Below are 20,329 nucleotides of genomic sequence, written 5' to 3'. Positions count from 1 at the left end.
TCATGCCCAAATACCTGCTGCTCAAGCACTATCGCGGCGCTCCGGCGGCGGTCAACGACGTGCCGATGGACCAATGGGCCCCGGACGAGATCACGGCGCACGTGAAGTACATGAGGGACTTCGCGGCCCGGCTCGTCGAGACCGGCGAGTTCGTCGAAGAGCGGGCTCTCGCCCCCGAAGGCACCTTCGTCCGGTACGACGGCGAGGGCAAGCCGCCGGTCACGGACGGACCGTTCGCCGAGACCAAGGACCTCATCGCCGGCTTCATGGTGATCGACGTCGACAGCTACGAACGAGCGCTCGAACTGGCGGGCGAGCTGTCGGCCGCTCCGGGAGCGGGCGGGAAGCCGATCCACGAGTGGCTCGAACTGCGTCCGATGTGGGGCGAGCCGCTCGTCATCACGGAGTGAACACCGAGCTGGACGAGGCCCTGCTCCGGAGCCTCACGCCGAACGTCCTCGGGATCCTCGTCCGCCGCGGAGCCGACTTCGCGGCGGCCGAGGACGCCGTGCAGGAAGCGCTGATCGAGGCTGTCCGCGTCTGGCCCGGCGACCGGCCGAAGGACCCGAAAGGCTGGCTCGTCACCGTCGCCTGGCGCAAGTTCCTCGACATGGCCCGGTCGGACGCCGCCCGGCGCCGTCGCGAGGATCTCGTCGACGACGAGCCCACCCCCGGGCCCACCCCCGCGGTGGACGACACGCTGCAGCTCTACTTCCTGTGCGCCCACCCGTCGCTGACGCCGTCTTCGGCGGTCGCGCTCACGCTGCGCGCCGTCGGGGGACTGACCACCCGCCAGATCGCCCAGGCGTACCTGGTGCCCGAGGCGACCATGGCGCAGCGCATCAGCCGGGCCAAGCGCACCGTCTCCGGAGTGCGTTTCGACCAGGCGGGCGACGTCGCCACCGTGCTCCGCGTGCTCTACCTGGTGTTCAACGAGGGCTACTCCGGCGACGTCGACCTCGCCGCCGAAGCGATCCGGCTCACCCGGCGGCTCTCGGCCTCGATCGACCACCCCGAGGTCGCGGGGCTGCTCGCCCTCATGCTGCTCCACCACGCCCGGCGCGCCGCCAGGACGGTGTCCGGCGGCGACCTGGTGCCGCTCGCCGAGCAGGACCGGGGGAAATGGGACACGCGCCTGATCGCCGAGGGCGTCGAGATCCTGCAAGCGGCACTGGCCCGCGACAGGCTGGGCGAGTTCCAGGCGCAGGCCGCCATCGCGGCGCTCCACGCGGACGCGCCCACCGCCGAGGAGACCGACTGGGCGCAGATCGTCGAGTGGTACGACGAGCTCGCGCGACTGACCGGCAGCCCGGTCGTCCGGCTCAACCGCGCGGTGGCCGTCGGCGAGGCGGACGGACCGCGCGCGGGGCTCGCCGCGCTCGCGGAACTCGACGATTCACTGCCGAGGTACGCGGCGGTGGCGGCGTACCTCCATGAGCGCGACGGCGACCTGGTGACAGCGGCACGGCTGTACAGCGAGGCGGCGGGGAAAGCGGCCAACCTGGCCGAGCGCGCCCACCTGACGCGTCAAGCAGCGCGGATCAACGCCCTCAAGAAGTGATCGGCGGCAGGCGCGGGAGGCCGTCGATCTCCGACAGATGATCCAGCACGCGTCCGAAAGCCTGCCCCAGCACCTGCTGCTCTTCGGGACTCAGCAGGTCGATCAGATGCTCCCGGACACCCTCGACGTGCGTCGGCGCGGCCCTCTCCAGCAGTTCCGTGCCGCTTCCGGTCATCTCCGCGACGACGCCGCGTTTGTCCGCCGGGTCCCGGGTGCGGCGGATGAGGCCCTCGGCCTCCAGCCGGACCATCTGGTGCGAAAGCCTGCTCTTGGTCGAGCCGAGCATGCTCGCCAGCTCCGTCATCCGCATCCGCCTGTCGGGCTGGAGCGAAAGGCAGACCAGGACCTCGTAGTCGGCGAGGGTGACGTCGTGACGCTCGGAGAGTTCGCGATGCAGGCGCTGTCGCAGCCGCATGGTGGCGACGATGTACGAGCGCCAAGCGACCATCTCGGACGCGGACAGCCAGCGCACTTCCTTCTGCTCCACCGCCATCCACGCAGAGTAGAGCGTTGATCGCACAAGGCGCAGACCCACCGGCCACTTTTCGGCCCTTGAAAAATCCGGCGCCACATTCGCCCGAAGGAGGGTTACGAAAAGGTTGAGACTCGACGCGAAAAGGCGCATTCTGCTTGTCATCGGATGGTCGGGCAAGTAACAGGCGAACCGACGAAGGGTCGCCGGACCTGCTCCCCAGCCGGGAAGGGTCAGGTGGTGGTATGGCGGGTGATTCTCGCGGTTGACCGCCTGCTGTGTCCCGCGACCGGAACGGAATGGACCGGGTCGGTCGCGACTGTGAACAGCGACGAGCGCGGGCATCTCCAAGATGCGCTCGACAATTCTCGCGCATTCGGCGTCACTCCGTCCTGTTTCGGGTTCGCGGCCTCTTCGACCGCCTCGGCAGTGCCCGGCGCCGGCCCGGTGATCGCGGCCAACCGGCGATCAGAACAAGACAACCTCGGTAGTCCTGGGTGCGGCCACTCGAAGTGGCCGCACCCAGGCATATCCGGGACCTTCCGGCTACGCTTTCCCCGTGCGATTCGACGAAGGCGCGGGCCTGGACACCTCCGAAGTCGAGGACCTGCGCGGCGGCGGTGGAGGCGGCGGTATCGGCGGCCGGGTGGCACTCGGCGGCGGCGGGCTCAGTGTGGTCGGCCTCGTCATCTACTTCCTCATCTCCCAGTTCGGCGGCGTGAGCCTGAACCCGTCCTCGGGCGGGCTCGGCGGCCTGGGCGGCGTGGGCTCCGGGCAGCAGATGGACAACACGTCGCTCTCCCAGGAGTGCAAGACCGGCGCGGACGCGAACCGGAACCACGACTGCGCGATCGTCGCCATCATCAACTCGATCCAGGATTACTGGGGGCAGGAGTTCCAGCGGTCCGGGTCGACCTATCGCAAGGCCGTCACCAACTTCTTCAACGGCGGCGTGAACACGGCCTGCGGCAACGCGACTTCGGACGTCGGGCCGTTCTACTGCCCCGGCGACTCCGAGGTCTACATCGACCTCGGTTTCTTCAACGAACTCCGCACCCGGTTCGGCGCCCAGGGCGGGCCGTTCGCGGAGGCGTACGTGCTGGCCCACGAATACGGCCACCACGTGCAGAACCTCACCGGAGTGTCGAAAAAGGGCACCGGGAGCGGGCCGACGTCGGGTTCGGTGCGGCTCGAACTGCAGGCCGACTGCTACGCCGGCGTCTGGGCGAACCACGCCACGACCACCCCGACCGAGACCGGGCGGCCGCTGATCAGCGAGATCAGCCAGGAGGACGTCAACTCCGCGCTGGACACCGCTTCGCGGATCGGCGACGACTACATCCAGTCGAAACTCGGCGGCGGCCGGGTCGACGAGTCGAAGTTCAGCCACGGCACTTCGGCGCAGCGGAAGAAGTGGTTCACCACCGGCTTCCAGACCGGCGAACCGGCGCGATGCGACACCTTCGCGACCAACAGCCTGGGCTGAGTCCTTCCCCCAGAGACGCAATGAAGGGGCCTTTCATCGCAAATTTTGCGATGAAAGGCCCCTTCATTGCACTTGAGGGAGCTACTACGCGGCGACAGCGCCGTGGTGGTCGTCAGCCTGGACGGAAGCCGTCAGGCTCCGCTGCTGGGACCGCTCGGTCGCGCGAAGGGCCTTCGTCTTCGTGGCCGAGCTACCCGACACACCGTTGATGTTCGCGGTGCTGGTCGCGTACACACCCAGCGCCCAGGCGACGGTGTCGGAGTTGCGGTCGAGCGCGACGCGGTCGACGTTGCCGAGGTTGTCGCAGGCCTGGTGATAGCACTTGTCGTAAGGAACGTCGGCGCTGCCGCCCCACTTCGCCGCCTGCGCCGCGGTCTTCACGCCTTCGGCACCGGTGAACAGGCCACCGGCCGGGATGCCGACCGCGATGAACCGGCCGTAGTCGGAACGACCGGTGAAGTCCGTGCCCTCGACCGGGACACCCTTGCCCTTCTCGAGGTAGTCCACGAGGGTCTGCTCGAGCTGCGCGGAACCGTACGGGCCGGCGCCCGCGCCGACACCGTCGGAGTTGTCACCGTCGTAGGCGAAGTACGCCGCGTTCGGCGAGCCGATCATGTCGTAGTTCAGGTACAGCGCGATGTCGAGCTGCTGCTCGAAGCTCAGCGAGTTGACGTAGTGGGTCGAGCCGACGAGCCCGAACTCCTCGGCGCTCCACCAGCCGAAGCGGACGGCGTTGTTGGCCTTGGGCTTGCTGCCCAGCTGCAGCGCGGTCTCCAGCAGTGCGGCGGAACCGGTGCCGTTGTCGTTGATGCCGGGGCCCTCGGTGACGCTGTCGAGGTGGGCGCCGAGCATCACGACGTTGTCCTTGCGACCGGTCTTGGTCTCGGCGATGACGTTGTAGCTGGTCCGCGCCTCCTGGAAGGCGCGCAGGTCGAGGGTGACCGAGGAGCCGGCCTTGGTGGCGAGCGCCTGGCCGTCGGCCTGGGTGATGCCGCCGGTCGGGATCTTGGCCGCGGCCGGGTCGCCCAGCGTGCCGTTGACCGGGCCCGGGACGTTGTTGTAGATGATCGCGCCGATGGCGCCCGCCTCGGCGGCCGTCGCCTGCTTCTGCGCGAAGGAGCAGCCACCGCGCTGGATCAGCGCGATCTTGCCGGTGACCCCGCCGGCGTAGTCGGCCGCTTCACAGCCGCTGGTGTCGTCGACCGGGACCACCGCGAGCGGGGCGGTGATTCCACCGACGGGCGTCGACGGGCTGTAGGACATGATGATGATCGGGACGTCGGCGCCCGCGACAGTCAGCTTCTCCGCGAGGGTCTCCGCGTAGGTGAACGGGAACTCCTGCCGCGTGACCGTGAAGCCCGCCTGCTCCAGCTTCGTGGCGACATACTCCGCGGACTTCTTGTGGCCCTCGGTGCTGGCGGCGCGACGGCCACCGTTCGCGTCCGAGATCCGCTGCAGAGCGATCAGGTGCCGGTTGACGTTGTTCACGTCGACCTTGTTGACGAGCTGCTTGGCCAGCGCGGGGCCGTCGAGCCCGGTCGCGGCCGTCGCAGCGGGAGCCATTCCGACCGTGAGCGCGGTGGTGGCCGCCACCACGATCGAGGGAACAATGCTTCTTCGCGAATATGACATAAGCGTCACCTTCGTGTGGTTTGCGCCACAGGTCAACCGACGTTCGGCGGACTTTACGACACCGGGATAGGGTCGTTTGTATGTACGCGATCACCATCCGTGAGCCCGGCGATCCCGATGTTCTCGAATGGACCAAGGTCCCGGATCCCGTGGCAGGCGAAGGCGAAGTGGTCATCGATGTCGCCGCGAGCGCCGTCAACCGCGCTGACCTGCTGCAACGTCAAGGTCATTACCCGCCTCCGCCGGGCGCCAGCGAAATCCTCGGACTCGAATGTTCGGGCACGGTCGCCGAAATCGGCGAAGGCGTCGAAGGATGGCGAATCGGCGACGAAGTTTGTGCTTTGCTCGCCGGTGGCGGCTACGGGGAAAAGGTCGCTGTCCCGGCCGGACAACTGCTTCCGCTTCCCGCCGAAGTCGAATTGCTCGCGGCCGCCGGACTGCCGGAAGTCGCGTGCACGGTTTGGGCGAATGTGGTGATGCACGGCAAATTGTCCGAAGGCGAGGTTCTGCTCGTCCACGGCGGTGCCGGCGGGATCGGCACGCACGCGATCCAGGTCGCCAAGGCGCTCGGCGCGACGGTCGCGGTGACCGCGGGCTCGCCAGCGCGGCTGGAGAGCTGCCGCCAGCTCGGCGCCGACATCGCGATCAACTACAAGGAGCAGGATTTCGTCGAGGTGCTGCGAGCCGAGACCGGCGGCGCGAACGTCATCCTCGACAACATGGGCGCCAAGTACCTCGACCGCAACATCGACGCGCTGGCCATGGACGGCAGGCTCGTGATCATCGGCATGCAGGGCGGCGTCAAGGGTGAGCTCAACATCGGCAAGCTGATGACCAAACGCGCGAGCCTGTACGGCGCGGGACTGCGTTCGCGGCCGCTGGAGCAGAAGGCGGCGATCGTCGCCGACGTCCGCGAGCGGCTGTGGCCGTTGGTGGAGCAGGGTTCGGTGAAGCCGATCGTCGGTCAGGTCGTCCCGATGGCCGAAGCCGCGGCCGCGCACCGCGCGCTCGAAGACGGCACGGTTTTCGGCAAGGTCTTGTTGGCGGCGAAGTCCTAGCGGATCTCTTCCAGCACCCGGACGAGCTGGTTGACCTCGAAGACGTTCGAGTAGTGCGCGAGTCCGATGCGGACGGCGCCGCCGACTTCGGCGGCGCCGAGTGACCCGAAGACCCCGCTCGTGCCGTCGTCGGCGAAGGCGCAGAGCCCCTGGGACGCCAGGTATTCGGCGACCTCGGGCGCCTTCTTGCCCGCGACGGCGAACGCGAGCGCGGGGATCCTGCGCATGGCGTCGCCGATGACCATGACGTGCCGCAGCGAACGGAGTTCCGTGGACAGCTGCGCCAGAAGTCCCGCGTGGTACGACTTCGCCGAACCCAGCGATGTCACCAGCTTCTCGCGCCGCGAGCCCATCGCGGCGTCGTCCAAACCGGCCAGATAGTCGATCGACGCGATCAGCCCGGCCAGCAACGGGTACGCGTGCGGCCCCAGTTCCATCCGGGCCGGACCGCGCGCGGCCGGATCGAGCGAGACCGACGGCAGGCGTTCGAGCAGTTCGGGATCGCGGAAGACCAGCGCTCCCACCGACGGCCCACCCCAGGCCTGCGCCGAGACCACCATCACGTCGGCGCCGAGCGCGTTGAGGTCGAGCGGCACGAACGGCGCCGCGTACGTCGCGTCGACGACGACCAGCGCGCCGACGCGTTTGGCGAACTCGATGACCGTCGGGACGTCGGGCCGGGTGCCGACCGAGCCGGACGCCAGCGTGACCGCGACGGCCTTGGTACGCGCGGAGACGAGACTCTCGTATTGCCAGGCGGGCAGCTCGCAGGTCTCGATGTCGATCTCGCCCCAGCGAACGACCGCGCCGACCCGTTTCGCCGCACGGCGCCACGGCGCGAGGTTGGCCTCCTCGTCGAGCCGGGAGACGACGACCTCGTCGCCGATCGTCCAGCGATCGGCCATCGCGTCGACGAGACGGCGGATGAGGTCGGGCGCGTTGGGTCCGAGCACGACTCCGGCCGGATCGGCGCCGACCAGGTCGGCGACCGCCCGGCGAGCGGCCGTGACAATGCTTTCCGCACGCTGGGAGGCCGGAAACGCTCCACCCGGCCCGGACACCGGAGCGCGCATGGCCGTGGATACGGCCGAAGCGACCTGTTCAGGTACGAGCATTCCGGCGGCGCCGTCGAAGTGAATCCAGCCGTCACCCAGCGCGGGAAACAACCCACGGATACGAGCGACGTCGAACGCCATGTGGACACCGTACGGACGTGCGGTTTGGCGCTTTACCCGGGGTTGGGTGCCCGACCACGGGGCGCGACGATTCCCGCTACGCTCGGAGACGGAGCCGAAAACCACACTGCGCTTCGTACCCGACGTAGGCCAGGATGGAGCACATGACCGACCCAGCTTCCCGTGAATCGAACACCCCCGGTGACGGCGGCGGAGACTCCTCACCCCACGTGGTGGTCGTCGGTCCCGACGGCACTCCGGTCGGCACCGCACGTATCGCCTCCCCCGGCTCCGGCGAGGAGACGCCTCAGGAGGAGTCGCTCGGCGATCTCGTCGAAGAACCCGCCAAGGTGATGCGCATCGGCACGATGATCAAACAGCTGCTGGAGGAGGTCCGCGCCGCGCCGCTGGACGACGCCAGCCGCACCCGCGTGCGCGAGATCCACCAGACCTCGATCCGTGAGCTGGAGCAGGCGCTGGCGCCGGAGCTGCAGGACGAGCTGGAGCGGCTGGTGCGCCCGTTCACCGAGAACTCGACGCCGTCCGATGCCGAGCTGCGGATCGCGCAGGCGCAGCTGGTCGGCTGGCTGGAAGGGTTGTTCAGCGGCATCCAGACCGCGCTGTTCGCGCAGCAGATGGCCGCGCGGGTGCAGCTGGAACAGATGCGGCGCGGGCTCCCTGCTGGTCCTTCCGCGGGCGGTGCCCTGGGCGGGCACGGGGCAGGCGGCGAGTCGCACGGGCCGGGCCAGTACCTCTGACCCCTCGCGTCAGCGCAGCGGGCGGAAGAACGTCCGCAGGTCGCCGATGAGCAGGTCCGGCACCTCCAGCCCGGGGAAGTGACCTCCTCGGTCCGGAGTCGACCAGTGCACGATGTTGTCGGTGCGCTCCGCGAGGTGCCGGATCGGGAGTCCGGTGTCCTTCGGGAACACGGCCACCCCGGTGGGCACTGTGGACTCCGGCGGCTCCTCGCCCCAAGCCGGGCCCAGCGCTGCGTAGATCCGCGAAGACGAGTTCGCCGTGCCGGTGAGCCAGTAGAGCATCACGCTGGTGAGCAGATCGTCACGATCGATCGCGTCTTCCGGGACGTCACGCGAGTCCGAATAGGACTTGAACTTCTCCACCAGCCAGCCGAGCTGCCCGGCCGGTGAGTCGGTGAGCCCGTAGGCAAGCGTTTGCGGTTTGGTCGCCTGGATCATCGCGTAGCCCAGCTCGCCGGTCCGGAACTCCCGCCCGCGCGCCAGCGCCGCCTCACCCCGCGCGAGTTCGCCGCCGGTGAGCCCGGCGAGATCGGCCTCGCTCCGGGGTACCGCGTGCGGCAGCATCGTCAGATGCGCGCCGATCACCCGCTCCGGACACCGGACGCCCACCTCACGCGACACGATCGCGCCCCAGTCGCCGCCGTGCAGCCCGAACCGCTCGTACCCGAGCCGCGACAACAGCACCGCCCAGGCGTCCGCGGTCCGGCCGGAACCCCAGTCCGCCTCGATCGTCGGCCCGGAGAAGCCGAAGCCGGGCAGCGACGGCACGATGACGTGGAACGCGTCCCCGGGGTCGCCGCCGTACGCGCGCGGGTCCGAGAGGGGTCCGATGACGTCGAGGAATTCCACAATGGACCCCGGCCAGCCGTGCGTGAGCACAAGCGGGATCGCGTCCGGCTCCGGTGACCGCGCGTGCAGGAAGTGGACGTTCGCGCCATCGATGTTCGTGAGGAAGCCGGGGAAACCGTTGAGGCGTTCCTCGTGGGCGCGCCAGTCGTAGCGGAGCCGCCAGTACTCGGCGAGCTCCTGTAGGTACCCGAGCGGTGTCCCGAGCCCCCAGCCGACGCCGTCGATCTCGTCCGGCCAGCGCGTGTTCGCCAGGCGGGCGGCGAGGTCGTCGAGGTCGTGCTGGGGGACGGCGATCGTGAACGGCGTGATTTCGTCGGTCATGCGGACGACGGTAGGGAGGATCGAGGACAACCGCGTTCCTAAAGCGCTTCCAGTCGGTCCAGCACGCGGTCCACCCCACGGCCGTCCACAACGGACGCCGCGGTCTTCGAAAACCGTCGCTGCGTCTCCGCGTCCAGCAGCAAGGCCCGCAACGTCTCGACGGCGTCGCCATCCAGCGCCGCCGCGCTCCCCAGCCCTGCCGCCAGCCCGAGGTCCAGTGCGCCCCGGTATCCGGTCTCCTGGTTGTCGACCAGCTGCACGACGCCGGTCGGCACGCCGAGGCAGCACAGTTCCAGCAGCGTGACGCCGGCCGCGCTCACCGCCACGTCCGTCTCCACGAGCAGATCCAGCAGTCCCGGCCCAGGTGGTGCGACGCGGAATTCCTGTCCTGGCAGCGCTTCCGGCACAACGGGTTCACCGCGTACGAGGACATCGGCGACGAACGGCAGTTCCGTGTCGCGCAAGGCGTGCAGCAACGCGCTGACCGTCCCGGCCCACTCGGTCCCACCGCCGAGCACCACGGTCACGTGAGGCCGCTCCGCGCCTTCACGACCGAGGCGCTTCTCCCGCGCATCCCGGACGACGTCCCGCATCGGCGCGTAAGCCACGCCCCTGAGCAAAGCGCCGGAGCCGTCGTCAGGCCTCGGCGCCGGGGCGAAACCGCAGTCGACGACGAGGTCCGCCGCACGCCTGCCGAACACGTCGTCCTCGATGGACACCAGGAGCGCGCCGGCGGCGTTGACCTCTTCACGCAGCTCACCGAGGCCGTAGTGATCGACGACCACCACGTCGAAGCCGTCGAACGGCACGGACGGCACCACCGGAACCGACAACTCACCGAACCGGGCGGCCAGCCATTCGGCGTTGTCCACCTGGCCCGAGAAAACGACCTCCCAGCCTCGCGCGACCGCGCGTTCGGCATAGGCGACCATGCGCGAGACATGGCCCGCGCCGATTGTCCCGGAGGCGTCGGCCCGCAGCATCAGCCTCGTCACCTGGCCACCTTCTTCTGCTCGACGTGCCGGTTGAGCGTCGCGAGATCGGGCCGTGAACGCAGCACCGCGACCACCTCGCGCCAATCGCCGACACGGTCCCCCAGCTCCGCCACGACGCCTTCGATGACCGACCAGTCCTCGACGGTGTCCAAGGTCACGCGGAGGTCGTCGGCGGGCGGGCTCACCACGACGCCGGAGCACGAGTACCTCTCCGGACGCGAGTAGATGCCTGAAGTCACGTGCTCCCGATCGGCGCCGCGGGCGGTTTCGACCTGCTCGGCCAGCACCTCCGCGCGCACGAGTTCCGCGTCGAAACCTCGGGGCAGCGTGCGCACGAGGGTCGTGCTCAAGTAGTCCAGCGACGGCCGTGCCCGCCACAGCGTGACGAGTTGCCCGATCAGCTCAGGGTCCAGCAGCGGGCAGTCCGCGGTGAGCCGCACCACGGCGTCGGCCGGGTACGACTCGACAGCCACCGCGAAGCGCGCGAGGACGTCGTCGAGCGGGCCTCTGGCGACCAGGGCACCGTGCCGGACGGCCTCTTCGGCCACCTCGTCGTCGTCAGCCTCCGTCGAGGTCGCGACCACGACGTTGTCGATTCCCGGCGAAGCCGCGGCGGCGCGGACGACCCAGCCGAGGACACTCCGGCCCGCCAGCGGGCGGAGCACTTTGCCAGGTAACCGGGTGGACGACGCACGCGCCTGGATGACGGCGTTGACCACGTGGGCCCCGGGGTCTGGATCCATGGGTGACATGATGTCGTGCGGCAGCAGCACCGAAACGCGGAGGTCAACGATGTCCGAGCTGGATGGCTCCAGCATCCTGCTCACCGGCGGGACCGGTTCGTTCGGCAAGGCGTTCATCACCTACGCACTGGCCGAGCTGAACCCGCGACGGCTGGTCGTGCTCTCCCGCGACGAGCTCAAGCAGTACGAAGCCCGGCAGCAGTTCGACAACGACCCGAGGCTGCGCTGGTTCATCGGCGACATCCGGGACCGTCGCCGCCTCGAGCGCGCGATGCACGGAGTCGACTACGTGGTGCACGCCGCCGCACTCAAGCAGGTCGACACGGGCGAGTACAACCCGTTCGAATTCGTGCAGACCAACGTCGTCGGCTCGCAGAACGTCATCGAAGCCGCGATCGACACGGGCGTGAAGAAGGTCGTCGCGCTGTCGACGGACAAGGCGTCCAGCCCGATCAACCTCTACGGCGCCACGAAGCTGTGCGCCGACCGGATGTTCATCAGCGCGAACCACTACGCCGCGACGCATCCGACCAGGTTCTCCGTGGTCCGCTACGGCAACGTGATGGGCTCGCGCGGCAGTGTGATCCCGTTCTTCCGCGCGCTCGCGGCCAAGGGTGAGTCGCTGCCGATCACGCACAAGGAGATGACCCGTTTCTGGATCACGCTCCCGCAGGCCGTGCAGTTCGTGGTCGACTCCTTCGACCAGATGAACGGCGGCGAGCTGTACGTGCCGCGGATTCCCAGCATGCGGCTGGTCGAGCTCGCGCAGGCGATCGCGCCCGGTTCGCCGATGCACGAGGTCGGCATCCGTCCCGGCGAGAAGCTGCACGAAGAGATGATCGCCCCCGACGACGCCCGCCGGACCGTGCAGCTGAGCGACCGTTACGTCGTGCAGCCGCACATCGCGGGCTGGGGTTACGAGGCGCCGTCGGACGGCAAGGCGGTGCCGGAAAACTTCGCGTATCGGTCGGACACGAACGACCTGTGGCTCGACGCGGACGAGCTGCGCGACCTGGTCGAGCAGTATGGGTGACTTCCTGCCCTACGGCCGTCAGTCCGTTTCGGACGAGGACATCGCGGCCGTCACCGAGGTGCTGCGCGGCGACTGGCTGACCACCGGCCCCGCCGTCACGCGCTTCGAAGAGGACCTCGCCGAGCACACCGGCGGCACGCCCGCGGTGGCCGTCACCTCGGGAACGGCAGCGCTGCACGTCGCGTACGCGGCGGCCGGGATCGGCCCTGGTGACGAGGTCGTCACCTCGCCGATGACGTTCGTCGCCACCGCCGCGACGGCCGCGCTGCTCGGCGGCAAGGTGGTGTTCGCCGATGTCGAGGCGCACACCGGCAACCTCGACCCGGCGGCGGCTTCGGCCGCTGTCACCGCGCGGACCAAGGTCGTCGCGGCCGTGGACTACGCCGGCCACCCGGCGGAACTGGACGAACTCGGCCGCATCGCCCACGACAACGGCGCCTTGCTGCTGGAGGACGCCGCGCATTCCGTCGGTGGGAGCTGGCAGGGCAGGCCGGTCGGCTCGCTCGCCGACCTCACCACGTTCTCCTTCTTCCCGACCAAGAACCTCACCACGGCCGAAGGCGGCGCGGTGGTCGCCACTTCGGACGAACTGCTGGGTCGCGCCCGAGGCTTCCGCAATCACGGGCTGGTGCGGGACAAGGCGGCGCAGCGTTATCCGGACGAGGGCGCGTGGCATCAGGAGGTGCACGAGTTCGGCCTCAACTACCGCTTGCCGGATGTGTTGTGCGCCTTGGGAAGCAGCCAGCTGCGCAGGCTCGCCGAGTTCAAGAAGCGGCGCGCGGAGATCCACGCGCGCTACACCGCAGCACTGTCCTCTTTGGACGGCGTACTGACGCCCGCGGTGCGCGAAGGCGCGGACCCGGTGTGGCACCTGTACCCGCTGCGAGTCCTCGAAGGACGCCGTCGCGCGCTGTTCGATCACCTGCGTAGCAAGGGAATCGGCGTTCAGGTCAACTACATCCCCGCGTACTGGCACCCGGTGTTCGAGGATCTCGGATACCAGCGCGGGATGTGTCCCAACGCGGAGCTGTACTACAGCCAGGAGCTTTCGCTGCCGCTGTTCCCGGCGCTGACCGACGCCGACGTGAACCGCGTCATCGACGAGGTCCACGGGTTCTTCGGCTAGGTGACTGAAGGGGACCAAAGCCGCGTAAGACGCGGTGAAGGGCGCTTTCGTCGCATCGCATGCGGCGAAAGTCCCCTTCAGCCCCTCGCTAGATCAGGCCCCAGGTGAGCGCAGTGCCCTTCGGGACGTCGGAGGAAAACGTACGGCCGAGCACGTTCACGATTTCGGCCGGCGCCAACCCACCGGCGGGCCGGATCGAGCGGACGTTCTCCCGCGTCACGGTATCCCCTGCGCGTACATCCTCGACGACGTAAAGGGAACGGCGGAACCGCAGGCCTTCCTTCTCGCTTTCACGTGGCCCGATCACCGCGGCGCCCAGCGCCTCCCACGCGCGGTGCGATTCGGTGACCAGCGCGGCCAGTTCGGCGGGCTCCAGGGAGAACTCCGAGTCGACGCCACCGTCGTTCCTGGCCAGCGTCACGTGCTTCTCGATGGCGACGGCGCCGAGCGCGACGGCGGCCAGCGGGGCGCCGATGCCGGGCGTGTGGTCCGACAGGCCGACGAGCGTCCCGGTCACGCCCGCCAGGACGGGCAGGCCACGCAGGTTGCTCTCGGCGGGCGACGCCGGGTAACTGGCGGTGCAGCCGAGCACGACGATCTGGTCGTTGCCCGCCTCACGCGCGGTCCGCACCGCCGCGTCGATCTCGGCGACGCTGGCCATCCCGGTCGAGATGATCAGCGGTTTGCCGGTCTTCGCGCACAGTTCGATCAGCGGCAGGTCGACGATCTCCGACGACGCGATCTTGTACGCGGGCGCGTCCAGCGACTCCAGCAGGTCGACCGCGGTGGGGTCGAACGGGCTGGAGAAGATCTCGAGGCCGTGGGCGCGGGCGCGCTCGAACAGCGGCTCGTGCCATTCCCACGGGGTGTGGGCGCGCTCGTAGAGCTTGTAAAGGTTCTCGCCACCCCACAGCGAATGCGAGTCGCCGATCCGGAAGTCCGGGGTGTCCACGTCGATGGTGATCGTGTCCGGCCGATAGGTCTGCAGCTTGACCGCCTGCGCGCCGGTTTCGGCGATCGCGTCGACGATCTCCAATGCCCGGCCGAGGTCACCGTTGTGGTTACCGGACATTTCGGCGATCACGAACGGCGGATGCGCCGTCGAGAGGACATGTGCGCCGATGCGTACCTCGCTGGCGGTCATCGGGGTGGGACTACCTCTTCTTCCTGGTCCGGCGGTCGGCGGCACGCAGTTCGGTCCAGACGACCTCGCGCGGCTCACCGTCGATCTCTCGAACATACCTGCGTGTTTCGGTGAAGCCGAATCGCTTGTGCAGCTGCAGGACCTGCCGGTTGTCCGCGAGCGTCGCACCACCGAGCAGGCTCAGACCGAGTACGTCGAAGCCGTGATCGACGGCGGCACCCTCCAGCTTCAACCAGGCGGGGAGGATTTCCCGGCCGAGGCCCTCGACGTCCAGGTAGAAGTGCCATTCCGCGCTTCCGGCCTCGGGGTCGATGTCGCTGAACAGCACGACACCGGCGGGCACCCCGCCGTGCCGGTAGACGAGTACACGACGGCTCGGGTCCGCGCGGACCGCATCGAACCAGGCGCGGTGTTCCTCGACACCGATCTCGTGCGTGGTGAAACTGACCCGGCGGACCGACGGGTGGTTGCGCCACCGCCGGATCCGGTCGAGATCGTCTTCCCCGGCTTCGACCAGCAGGCCGGTCATTCGCCTGCCGGGACGGTGATGGTGTCTTCCAGACGGCGCAGCCGGTCCTCGTACCGGGCGATACCGGCGAGCCGGACGCGGATCTGAGCGTGCTGGCGCTGGATCTCCTGGATCAGGCTGCGCGCCTCGGCCAGTTCGGGCTTGTCGGCGTGCACCGGCAGCGACAGTGACTCGCGCAGATCCTCCAGCTGGGCCTCCTGGGCCGCGACGCTCGGGATCAGGCGGTCCAGCTCGGCGCGGGTCCAGCGCAGGTCGCCACGCGCGTGCTCGAGGCCGCTCTCGGCGCCGTCGAGCCGGCGGCGGTGGTCCGCGGTGGCGTGTTCGAGATCGTTGACGCGCCCGTTGAGGTCGCGGAGCCGCTCGTCGATCCGGAAGTCGATGAGCCGGGCGATCCGGCCGATCACGCCGCTGCGGAGTTTCTGCACTGCCATGGGGTGTTCCTTCTCGGGGTGGGCTGGCTGGGAGTTCAGCGCAGGAGTTCGGTTTCGCCGGTCTTCGTCCACGAGTCCAGCAGCCTGCCCTCGGCGGCGATCCGGTGTTCGGGTCCGACGATGCAGGAGTCGCCCGCGGCGTGCTCCCAGTGGGTCTGGACCGGGTCGTCGATGAACGAGAAACCGGACAGGACCAGGCTGGCGTGCGGGAACGACGTGCGCGCGATCCAGGCGGCCAGCGTCCCGGTGGTCGACCACAGGCCCTCTTCGCGGCTCGGCAGGCCGAGAGCGTCCGAAAGCGGCAGGACGACCTCGCGGTTCGGCACCGGCACGAAGCCGAGGTCACCGGGCCACCAGCCCGGGATGTCTTCGGGCTCCCAGTGCATCCGGCCCGGCTCGACCAGCAGGTAGAGCCGCTTGCGGTAGTCACGGAAGACATGCTTGGTGGCGCGGACGGCACGGTTGAACACGACCACGTGCACCCGGCTGCCGACGGTCTCGGGGCCACCCGGCTCGTCCACGACGAAGCCGTTCACGCGGATCACGAGGTCACAGGCGTCGATGGCCTTCGCCCGCCGGGGGTCCGGCGGAAGCGGCTGATTCCCGACCACGGCCACCGAACGGGGCTCCGGCCGGTCGGCGTAAGCGGCGAGCAGATTGACCATCAGGCTCGCCTCGCCGAGTGCAGCAGTCATGAGGGCAGAAAATACCAGCACACGCACCGCGTTCGAGTGCGAAGCCATCGGTAGCTTTCCGTGGTCGGGGCGGGGCGTCCCAGGCATCATCGGCCCCATCGGTACCCTCGTTCCCGTGCATGCCACCAGCACGGTTCACGCCGCCGACGGTGCTGCGCCGACCTCGGTTCCGCCGATTTCGGACAGCAAGACCTTCTCGCGCGCGTTCGCCGACATCAAGACCGGTTTCGCCGCCAAAGAGCTGTGGGGACACCTCGGCTGGCAGGACATCAAGCAGCGCTATCGCCGCTCGGTGATCGGCCCGTTCTGGATCACCATCAGCCAGGGTGTCATCGCGCTGGGCCTGGGCCTCCTGTACTCGCAGTTGTTCCACATGCCGACGGCGACTTTCCTGCCCTACATCAGCACCGGGTTCATCATCTGGGGCTTCATCAGCGGCTGCCTGTCCGAGGGCATGGAGACCTTCATCTCCAACGAGGGGCTGATCAAACAGCTCCCGGCGCCGCTGTCGGTCTACGTGCTGCGGACGGTGTGGCGCCAGACCCTGATGCTGATGCACAACCTGATCGTCTATGTGATCGTCATCGCGATCTTCTTCACCTCTCTCAACCACCAGTACTCGCTGAACACCGGCAACTGCAATGAGGGCTTCTCCGGCATCTGCCACCCCGGTATCGGCTGGTACTCCCTCAGCGCGATCCCCGGCTTCTTCATGCTCGCCTTGAACGCCGGCTGGGTCACCCTGCTACTGGGCATCATCTCGACCCGCTACCGCGACATCCCGCAGGTGATCAGTTCGGTCATCCAGCTGCTGTTCTACCTGACGCCGATCGTGTGGCCGATCGACCAGCTCATGGCGGGTGGCGCGCGGGTCGACTCCTCGTGGGCGCTGCCGTTCGTCCACGGGAACCCGTTGTTCCACTTCATCCAGATCGTGCGCGCACCGCTGATCGGACAGGCTGTCAGCATCAACAGCTGGTACGTGGTGCTCGGCTTCACCGTCATCGGATGGATCCTCGCGCTGGTCGCGATGCGCAATTACCGTTCCCGCGTCTCTTATTGGGTGTGACAGATGGTCAGCATTGATGTGCACAACGCCTACGTCGACTTCCCCATCTTCGACGCGAAGACCCGCTCCATGAAGAAGAAGGTGCTGGGCAAGGTCGGCGGAAAGATCGGCACCGAGACCAAGGTGCCGATCATCGAGGCCCTCCACGACGTGACGCTCCAGCTGAAGGAAGGCGACCGCGTCGGCCTCGTCGGCCACAACGGCGCCGGGAAGTCGACACTGCTGCGGCTGCTGTCCGGCATCTACGAGCCCACCCGCGGCTCGGCGAAGATCTCCGGCAAGATCGCGCCGGTCTTCGACCTCGGCATCGGGATGGACCCGGAGATCTCCGGGCTGGAGAACATCATCATCCGCGGCCTGTTCCTCGGGATGACCGCGAAGCAGATGGAAGCCCGCGTCGACGACATCGCGGAGTTCACCGAACTCGGCGACTACCTGCAGATGCCGCTGCGGACGTACTCGACCGGTATGCGGGTGCGCCTGGCCTTGGGCGTGGTCACCTCGATCGACCCTGAGATCCTGATCCTCGACGAGGGCATCGGCGCGGTCGACGCGGCGTTCCTCAACAAGGCGAAGGACCGGCTGAAAGCGCTGGTGAAGCGGTCGGGCATCCTGGTGTTCGCCAGCCACTCGGACGAGTTCCTCTTCGAGCTCTGCGACTCCGCCATCTGGATGGACGAGGGGCACGTCAAGCAGCGCGGTTCGCTGCGCGACGTGCTCACCGGCTACAAGGGGCGCGACCCGTTCGAGAACATGAGCAAGGAGACGCTGGAGCGGTTCGGTATCGAGCCCGAGCCGGTGGCGACGACGAACGGCGGTCAAGGATGACCAGCGAGACCCGGCAGTTGCCCGAAGGCGCCGTCGTCGGCGTCGTCGTCACACGCCATCGGCGGGAACTGCTCGCGGACTCGCTCAAGGTGATCGCCGCGCAGACGCGCCCGGTCGACCACCTCGTCGTGGTCGACAACGGGCCGGACAAGTCGGCGCGCGACATCGTCGAGAACTACCCGCTTCCGTTCACGTACCTGCCTTCGCACCGCAACCTCGGCGGCGCGGGCGGGTTCGCGCTCGGCATGCTGCACGCGCTCTCGCTGGGCGCGGACTGGATCTGGCTGGCCGACGACGACGGCCGTCCCGCCGACGAGAACGTCCTCGCGATCCTGCTGGACGAGGCCGAGAAGCGGGATCTGGCCGAGATCTCCCCCGTGGTTTCCAACATGGACGCGCCGGACAAGCTCGCGTTCCCGTTGCGGCGCGGTCTGACCTGGAAGCGTTCGTCGTCGGAACTGGGCGTCGACTTCCTGCCCGGCATCGCCTCGCTGATGAACGGCGCGTTGTTCCGCGCGTCCACTTTGGACGTCGTCGGCGTGCCGGACCTGCGGCTGTTCTTCCGCGGCGACGAGGTCGAACTGCACCGGCGCCTGGTGCGTTCCGGGCTGCCGTTCGGCACCTCGCTCAAGACCGCGTACCTGCACCCGGACGGCTCGGACGAGTTCAAGCCGATGCTGGGCGGCCGGTTCCACGCGCAGGACCCGGAGAACGAGGTCAAGCGCTACTACACCTATCGCAACCGCGGCTACCTGCTGTCCCAGCCGGGCATGCGCAAGATCGGCGCGCTCGAAGTGGTGCGGTTCGGGCTGTACTTCGTCGGTGTGAAGCGGGATCCGAAGGCGTTCCTGCAGTGGCTCAAGCTGGTTCGCCAGGGCCGCAAGGAGAAGTTCTACCGCTACTGAGATCCACGAAAAGGGGCCCCTCGCTCGCGCGAGGGGCCCCTTTTCGTTCGTCTATTCGCCGATGACCGGCGGCGCGGTGCGCATGTCGGTCCCGAAGACCTCGTCCGGGTCGCCCTCGACGAGGTACGTCGGACGCTGGTGCTCGGTGTCCTCGTCCCCGTCCGCGTGCTGACCGCGGCCACCCATGCCGCCGCCCATACCCGGCCCGCCGCGACCGGCGGCGCCACCGCCGAGACCGCCCATACCGCGACCTGCCGCCGCTTCGGCGGCGCCGATACCACCGGGACGGGCCGCGCCGGACGCGGACCCCGAACCCGGTGTGGAGCCCGAGCCGCCACCGGGGCCGAACCCGCTTCCGCCGCCGCCACGGCCGCTTCGGCTGTTGTACTCCGAGTCGCCCATGCCGCCGCCACCCATCATGGGCGCCATCGGCATGGGGCTCATCGGCATCGCCGTATTGTTGTTGGGGCCCGGCGTGCTGATCGGGGCCGGCCCGTTCTGGAAGCCGGACGGCGTCGTGCCCGACGGGATGCTGCCGGATCCCGTGCTACTGCCGGGGCCGGGCAGGTTGGGCGTGACGTAGCCGCCGCCACCTCCGCCTCCACCACCGCCGCCGTTACCCCCGCCGCCACTGCCGGGCGGGATGTAGGTGTTGCCGGGGTTGCCGGGGCCGGGCGTGTTCGAGTCGGGCGGAACCTGGTAGATACCGGCCCTACCGGTGTCCTCGCTGCCACCGCCCACGCCGAACTTCGGTGGCTCGGCGAACGCCGGCTGCTTCGACGCGGCCTCGTACAGGGCCTTGTCGTAGCTGTGCATGGCGGAGGCGGCCTCGGTGTGCGCCTCCTGGCTGTCCTTCTGCTTCTGGATGGACTTGTCGATGTTCTCGCCCAGGTTGAACGGGTTCGACGTCATCCACCCCCCGACCTCTTCCTTCCAGCTGAAGGGGATCGGTTTGGGCATCGTGTTCTTCACGGTGGACGCCGCGGTGCCCTGGTCGTAGATCGTTTCGGAGGCGAGCTTCGCGTTCTGGGAGTTCGCCTCGGACCACTTGCTGAGGCTCTTGAAGTAGCCCTGCGCGTTGCCCGCCGCGTCGCCTTCCCAGGTGCCCTGTGACGCGGTGACGGCCTTGTCCATGGTCTTCGAGAAGGTGTCGAAGGCCTTGTGCAGATCGTGGTACGCCGTGGAGACCTCGGTGACCTGCTCGACGTTCAGGTTCGTGTTGACGAACTGTTCGAGCTTCTCGTGGTCGTAGCCCTGGTAGTCCGCGTTCGACGGCTCCAGTCCCTCGACGTACTGGACGTCCTTGTTGCTGGTCAGCTGGTCGACGTTCTTGTCGCCGACCTCCTGGGACTGCTGGTGCGCCTTCCCAGAGGCGATGAACTGGTTGACCGCGCCGAACAGCCAGCCGTCACTGGGGTCGACGCCCTCTTGGGCCTTCTGCTGGAAATACGCGTCCCGTGCCGCGGGCGAAAGGTCGGAGACCTGCTGCTCGCTCAGGTTCGGTGTCTTCGTGGTCATC

At 68.5% G+C, this 20,329-nt stretch carries 21 protein-coding genes; 10 read left to right on the top strand and 11 right to left on the bottom strand.

All coding sequences use genetic code 11. The features are described 5' to 3' along the window. Positions 1-2 precede the first annotated feature (2 nt). Positions 3-410 (top strand): YciI family protein, encoded by a 408-nt coding sequence (locus H074_RS13720; protein WP_007030649.1) that lies wholly within the window; start codon positions 3-5, stop codon positions 408-410. Positions 411-418: 8 nt separating this feature from the next. Continuing rightward, complete coding sequence (locus tag H074_RS13715; RefSeq protein WP_039922537.1) at positions 419-1,561, top strand: RNA polymerase sigma factor; 1,143 nt, start codon at positions 419-421, stop codon at positions 1,559-1,561. Here H074_RS13715 and H074_RS13710 read toward each other — a convergent pair. Next, a complete protein-coding gene (locus H074_RS13710) occupies positions 1,551-2,054 on the bottom strand; it encodes a MarR family winged helix-turn-helix transcriptional regulator (RefSeq protein ID WP_039922354.1) in 504 nt (167 codons plus the stop codon). The genes H074_RS13715 and H074_RS13710 overlap by 11 nt on opposite strands. Before the next feature lie 538 nt (positions 2,055-2,592). Between H074_RS13710 and ypfJ the strand changes: the two genes are divergently transcribed. Beyond that, a complete protein-coding gene (gene ypfJ / locus H074_RS13705; protein WP_007030646.1) occupies positions 2,593-3,519 on the top strand; it encodes a KPN_02809 family neutral zinc metallopeptidase in 927 nt (308 codons plus the stop codon). 84 nt (positions 3,520-3,603) lie between these two features. Here ypfJ and H074_RS13700 read toward each other — a convergent pair whose 3' ends face one another. Continuing rightward, the gene (locus H074_RS13700; protein ID WP_200865774.1) at positions 3,604-5,151 is read right to left on the bottom strand and encodes a M28 family metallopeptidase; all 1,548 of its coding nucleotides are present in this window, start codon (positions 5,149-5,151) and stop codon (positions 3,604-3,606) included. Positions 5,152-5,231: 80 nt separating this feature from the next. Here H074_RS13700 and H074_RS13695 point away from each other — a divergent pair, with 80 nt between their 5' ends. After that, complete coding sequence (locus H074_RS13695; protein WP_007030644.1) at positions 5,232-6,209, top strand: NAD(P)H-quinone oxidoreductase; 978 nt, start codon at positions 5,232-5,234, stop codon at positions 6,207-6,209. Here the strand turns inward: H074_RS13695 and H074_RS13690 are convergent. Further along, complete coding sequence (locus H074_RS13690; RefSeq protein ID WP_007030643.1) at positions 6,206-7,405, bottom strand: cysteine desulfurase-like protein; 1,200 nt, start codon at positions 7,403-7,405, stop codon at positions 6,206-6,208. The two genes, H074_RS13695 and H074_RS13690, sit on opposite strands and share 4 nt — an antisense overlap. Before the next feature lie 134 nt (positions 7,406-7,539). Here H074_RS13690 and H074_RS13685 point away from each other — a divergent pair, with 134 nt between their 5' ends. Continuing rightward, the gene (locus H074_RS13685; RefSeq protein WP_039922352.1) at positions 7,540-8,142 is read left to right on the top strand and encodes a bacterial proteasome activator family protein; all 603 of its coding nucleotides are present in this window, start codon (positions 7,540-7,542) and stop codon (positions 8,140-8,142) included. A gap of 9 nt (positions 8,143-8,151) precedes the next feature. Here H074_RS13685 and H074_RS13680 read toward each other — a convergent pair whose 3' ends face one another. Genes H074_RS13680 through H074_RS13670 form a run of 3 tightly spaced genes read right to left on the bottom strand, consistent with a single transcriptional unit; the run spans position 8,152 to position 11,050 of the window. Further along, positions 8,152-9,312, bottom strand: coding sequence for an epoxide hydrolase family protein (locus H074_RS13680; RefSeq protein WP_039922351.1), 1,161 nt, complete (start codon positions 9,310-9,312; stop codon positions 8,152-8,154). Between the two features lie 38 nt (positions 9,313-9,350). Next, positions 9,351-10,307, bottom strand: coding sequence for a hypothetical protein (locus tag H074_RS13675; protein WP_007030640.1), 957 nt, complete (start codon positions 10,305-10,307; stop codon positions 9,351-9,353). Beyond that, entirely contained in the window at positions 10,304-11,050 is a 747-nt protein-coding gene (locus tag H074_RS13670; protein ID WP_200865773.1) for a cytidylyltransferase domain-containing protein, read from the bottom strand. The genes H074_RS13675 and H074_RS13670 overlap by 4 nt, the downstream gene beginning before the upstream one ends. A 49-nt stretch (positions 11,051-11,099) precedes the next feature. Between H074_RS13670 and pseB the strand changes: the two genes are divergently transcribed. Then, on the top strand, positions 11,100-12,083 hold the full coding sequence (gene pseB / locus H074_RS13665) for a UDP-N-acetylglucosamine 4,6-dehydratase (inverting) (RefSeq protein ID WP_007030638.1): 984 nt from the start codon (positions 11,100-11,102) through the stop codon (positions 12,081-12,083). Beyond that, on the top strand, positions 12,076-13,209 hold the full coding sequence (locus tag H074_RS13660) for a DegT/DnrJ/EryC1/StrS family aminotransferase (RefSeq protein ID WP_007030637.1): 1,134 nt from the start codon (positions 12,076-12,078) through the stop codon (positions 13,207-13,209). Before pseB ends, H074_RS13660 begins: the two co-directional genes overlap by 8 nt. A gap of 88 nt (positions 13,210-13,297) precedes the next feature. Here H074_RS13660 and pseI read toward each other — a convergent pair whose 3' ends face one another. The 4 genes from pseI to H074_RS13640 are packed head-to-tail and all read right to left on the bottom strand — an operon-like array spanning position 13,298 to position 15,978. Continuing rightward, positions 13,298-14,353 carry a pseudaminic acid synthase gene (pseI, locus tag H074_RS13655; protein ID WP_007030636.1) on the bottom strand — a complete coding sequence of 352 codons (1,056 nt, stop codon included), beginning with the start codon at positions 14,351-14,353 and terminating at the stop codon, positions 13,298-13,300. Between the two features lie 10 nt (positions 14,354-14,363). Beyond that, positions 14,364-14,882, bottom strand: a complete 519-nt coding sequence (locus tag H074_RS13650; RefSeq protein WP_007030635.1) for a GNAT family N-acetyltransferase — start codon at positions 14,880-14,882, stop codon at positions 14,364-14,366. Next, complete coding sequence (locus H074_RS13645) at positions 14,879-15,313, bottom strand: hypothetical protein (protein ID WP_007030634.1); 435 nt, start codon at positions 15,311-15,313, stop codon at positions 14,879-14,881. The genes H074_RS13650 and H074_RS13645 overlap by 4 nt, the downstream gene beginning before the upstream one ends. A 35-nt stretch (positions 15,314-15,348) precedes the next feature. After that, complete coding sequence (locus tag H074_RS13640; protein ID WP_007030633.1) at positions 15,349-15,978, bottom strand: hypothetical protein; 630 nt, start codon at positions 15,976-15,978, stop codon at positions 15,349-15,351. 145 nt (positions 15,979-16,123) lie between these two features. On the opposite strand from H074_RS13640, the gene wzm reads away from it, so the two are divergent. The 3 genes from wzm to glfT1 are packed head-to-tail and all read left to right on the top strand — an operon-like array spanning position 16,124 to position 18,810. Next, positions 16,124-17,077 (top strand): galactan export ABC transporter permease subunit Wzm/RfbD, encoded by a 954-nt coding sequence (gene wzm / locus H074_RS13635; RefSeq protein WP_007030632.1) that lies wholly within the window; start codon positions 16,124-16,126, stop codon positions 17,075-17,077. Positions 17,078-17,080: 3 nt separating this feature from the next. Next, on the top strand, positions 17,081-17,905 hold the full coding sequence (wzt, locus tag H074_RS13630) for a galactan export ABC transporter ATP-binding subunit Wzt/RfbE (protein ID WP_007030631.1): 825 nt from the start codon (positions 17,081-17,083) through the stop codon (positions 17,903-17,905). Then, positions 17,902-18,810, top strand: a complete 909-nt coding sequence (gene glfT1 / locus H074_RS13625; protein ID WP_007030630.1) for a galactofuranosyltransferase GlfT1 — start codon at positions 17,902-17,904, stop codon at positions 18,808-18,810. The genes wzt and glfT1 overlap by 4 nt, the downstream gene beginning before the upstream one ends. Positions 18,811-18,861: 51 nt before the next feature. Here glfT1 and H074_RS13620 read toward each other — a convergent pair whose 3' ends face one another. After that, a complete protein-coding gene (locus tag H074_RS13620) occupies positions 18,862-20,328 on the bottom strand; it encodes a hypothetical protein (protein ID WP_007030629.1) in 1,467 nt (488 codons plus the stop codon). Position 20,329: the final 1 nt, after the last annotated feature.

Origin of the sequence: Amycolatopsis decaplanina DSM 44594 (assembly GCF_000342005.1) — a bacterium.
Taxonomy (GTDB): Bacteria; Actinomycetota; Actinomycetes; order Mycobacteriales; family Pseudonocardiaceae; genus Amycolatopsis; species Amycolatopsis decaplanina.
This window is presented reverse-complemented; position numbering and strand designations above follow the sequence as displayed.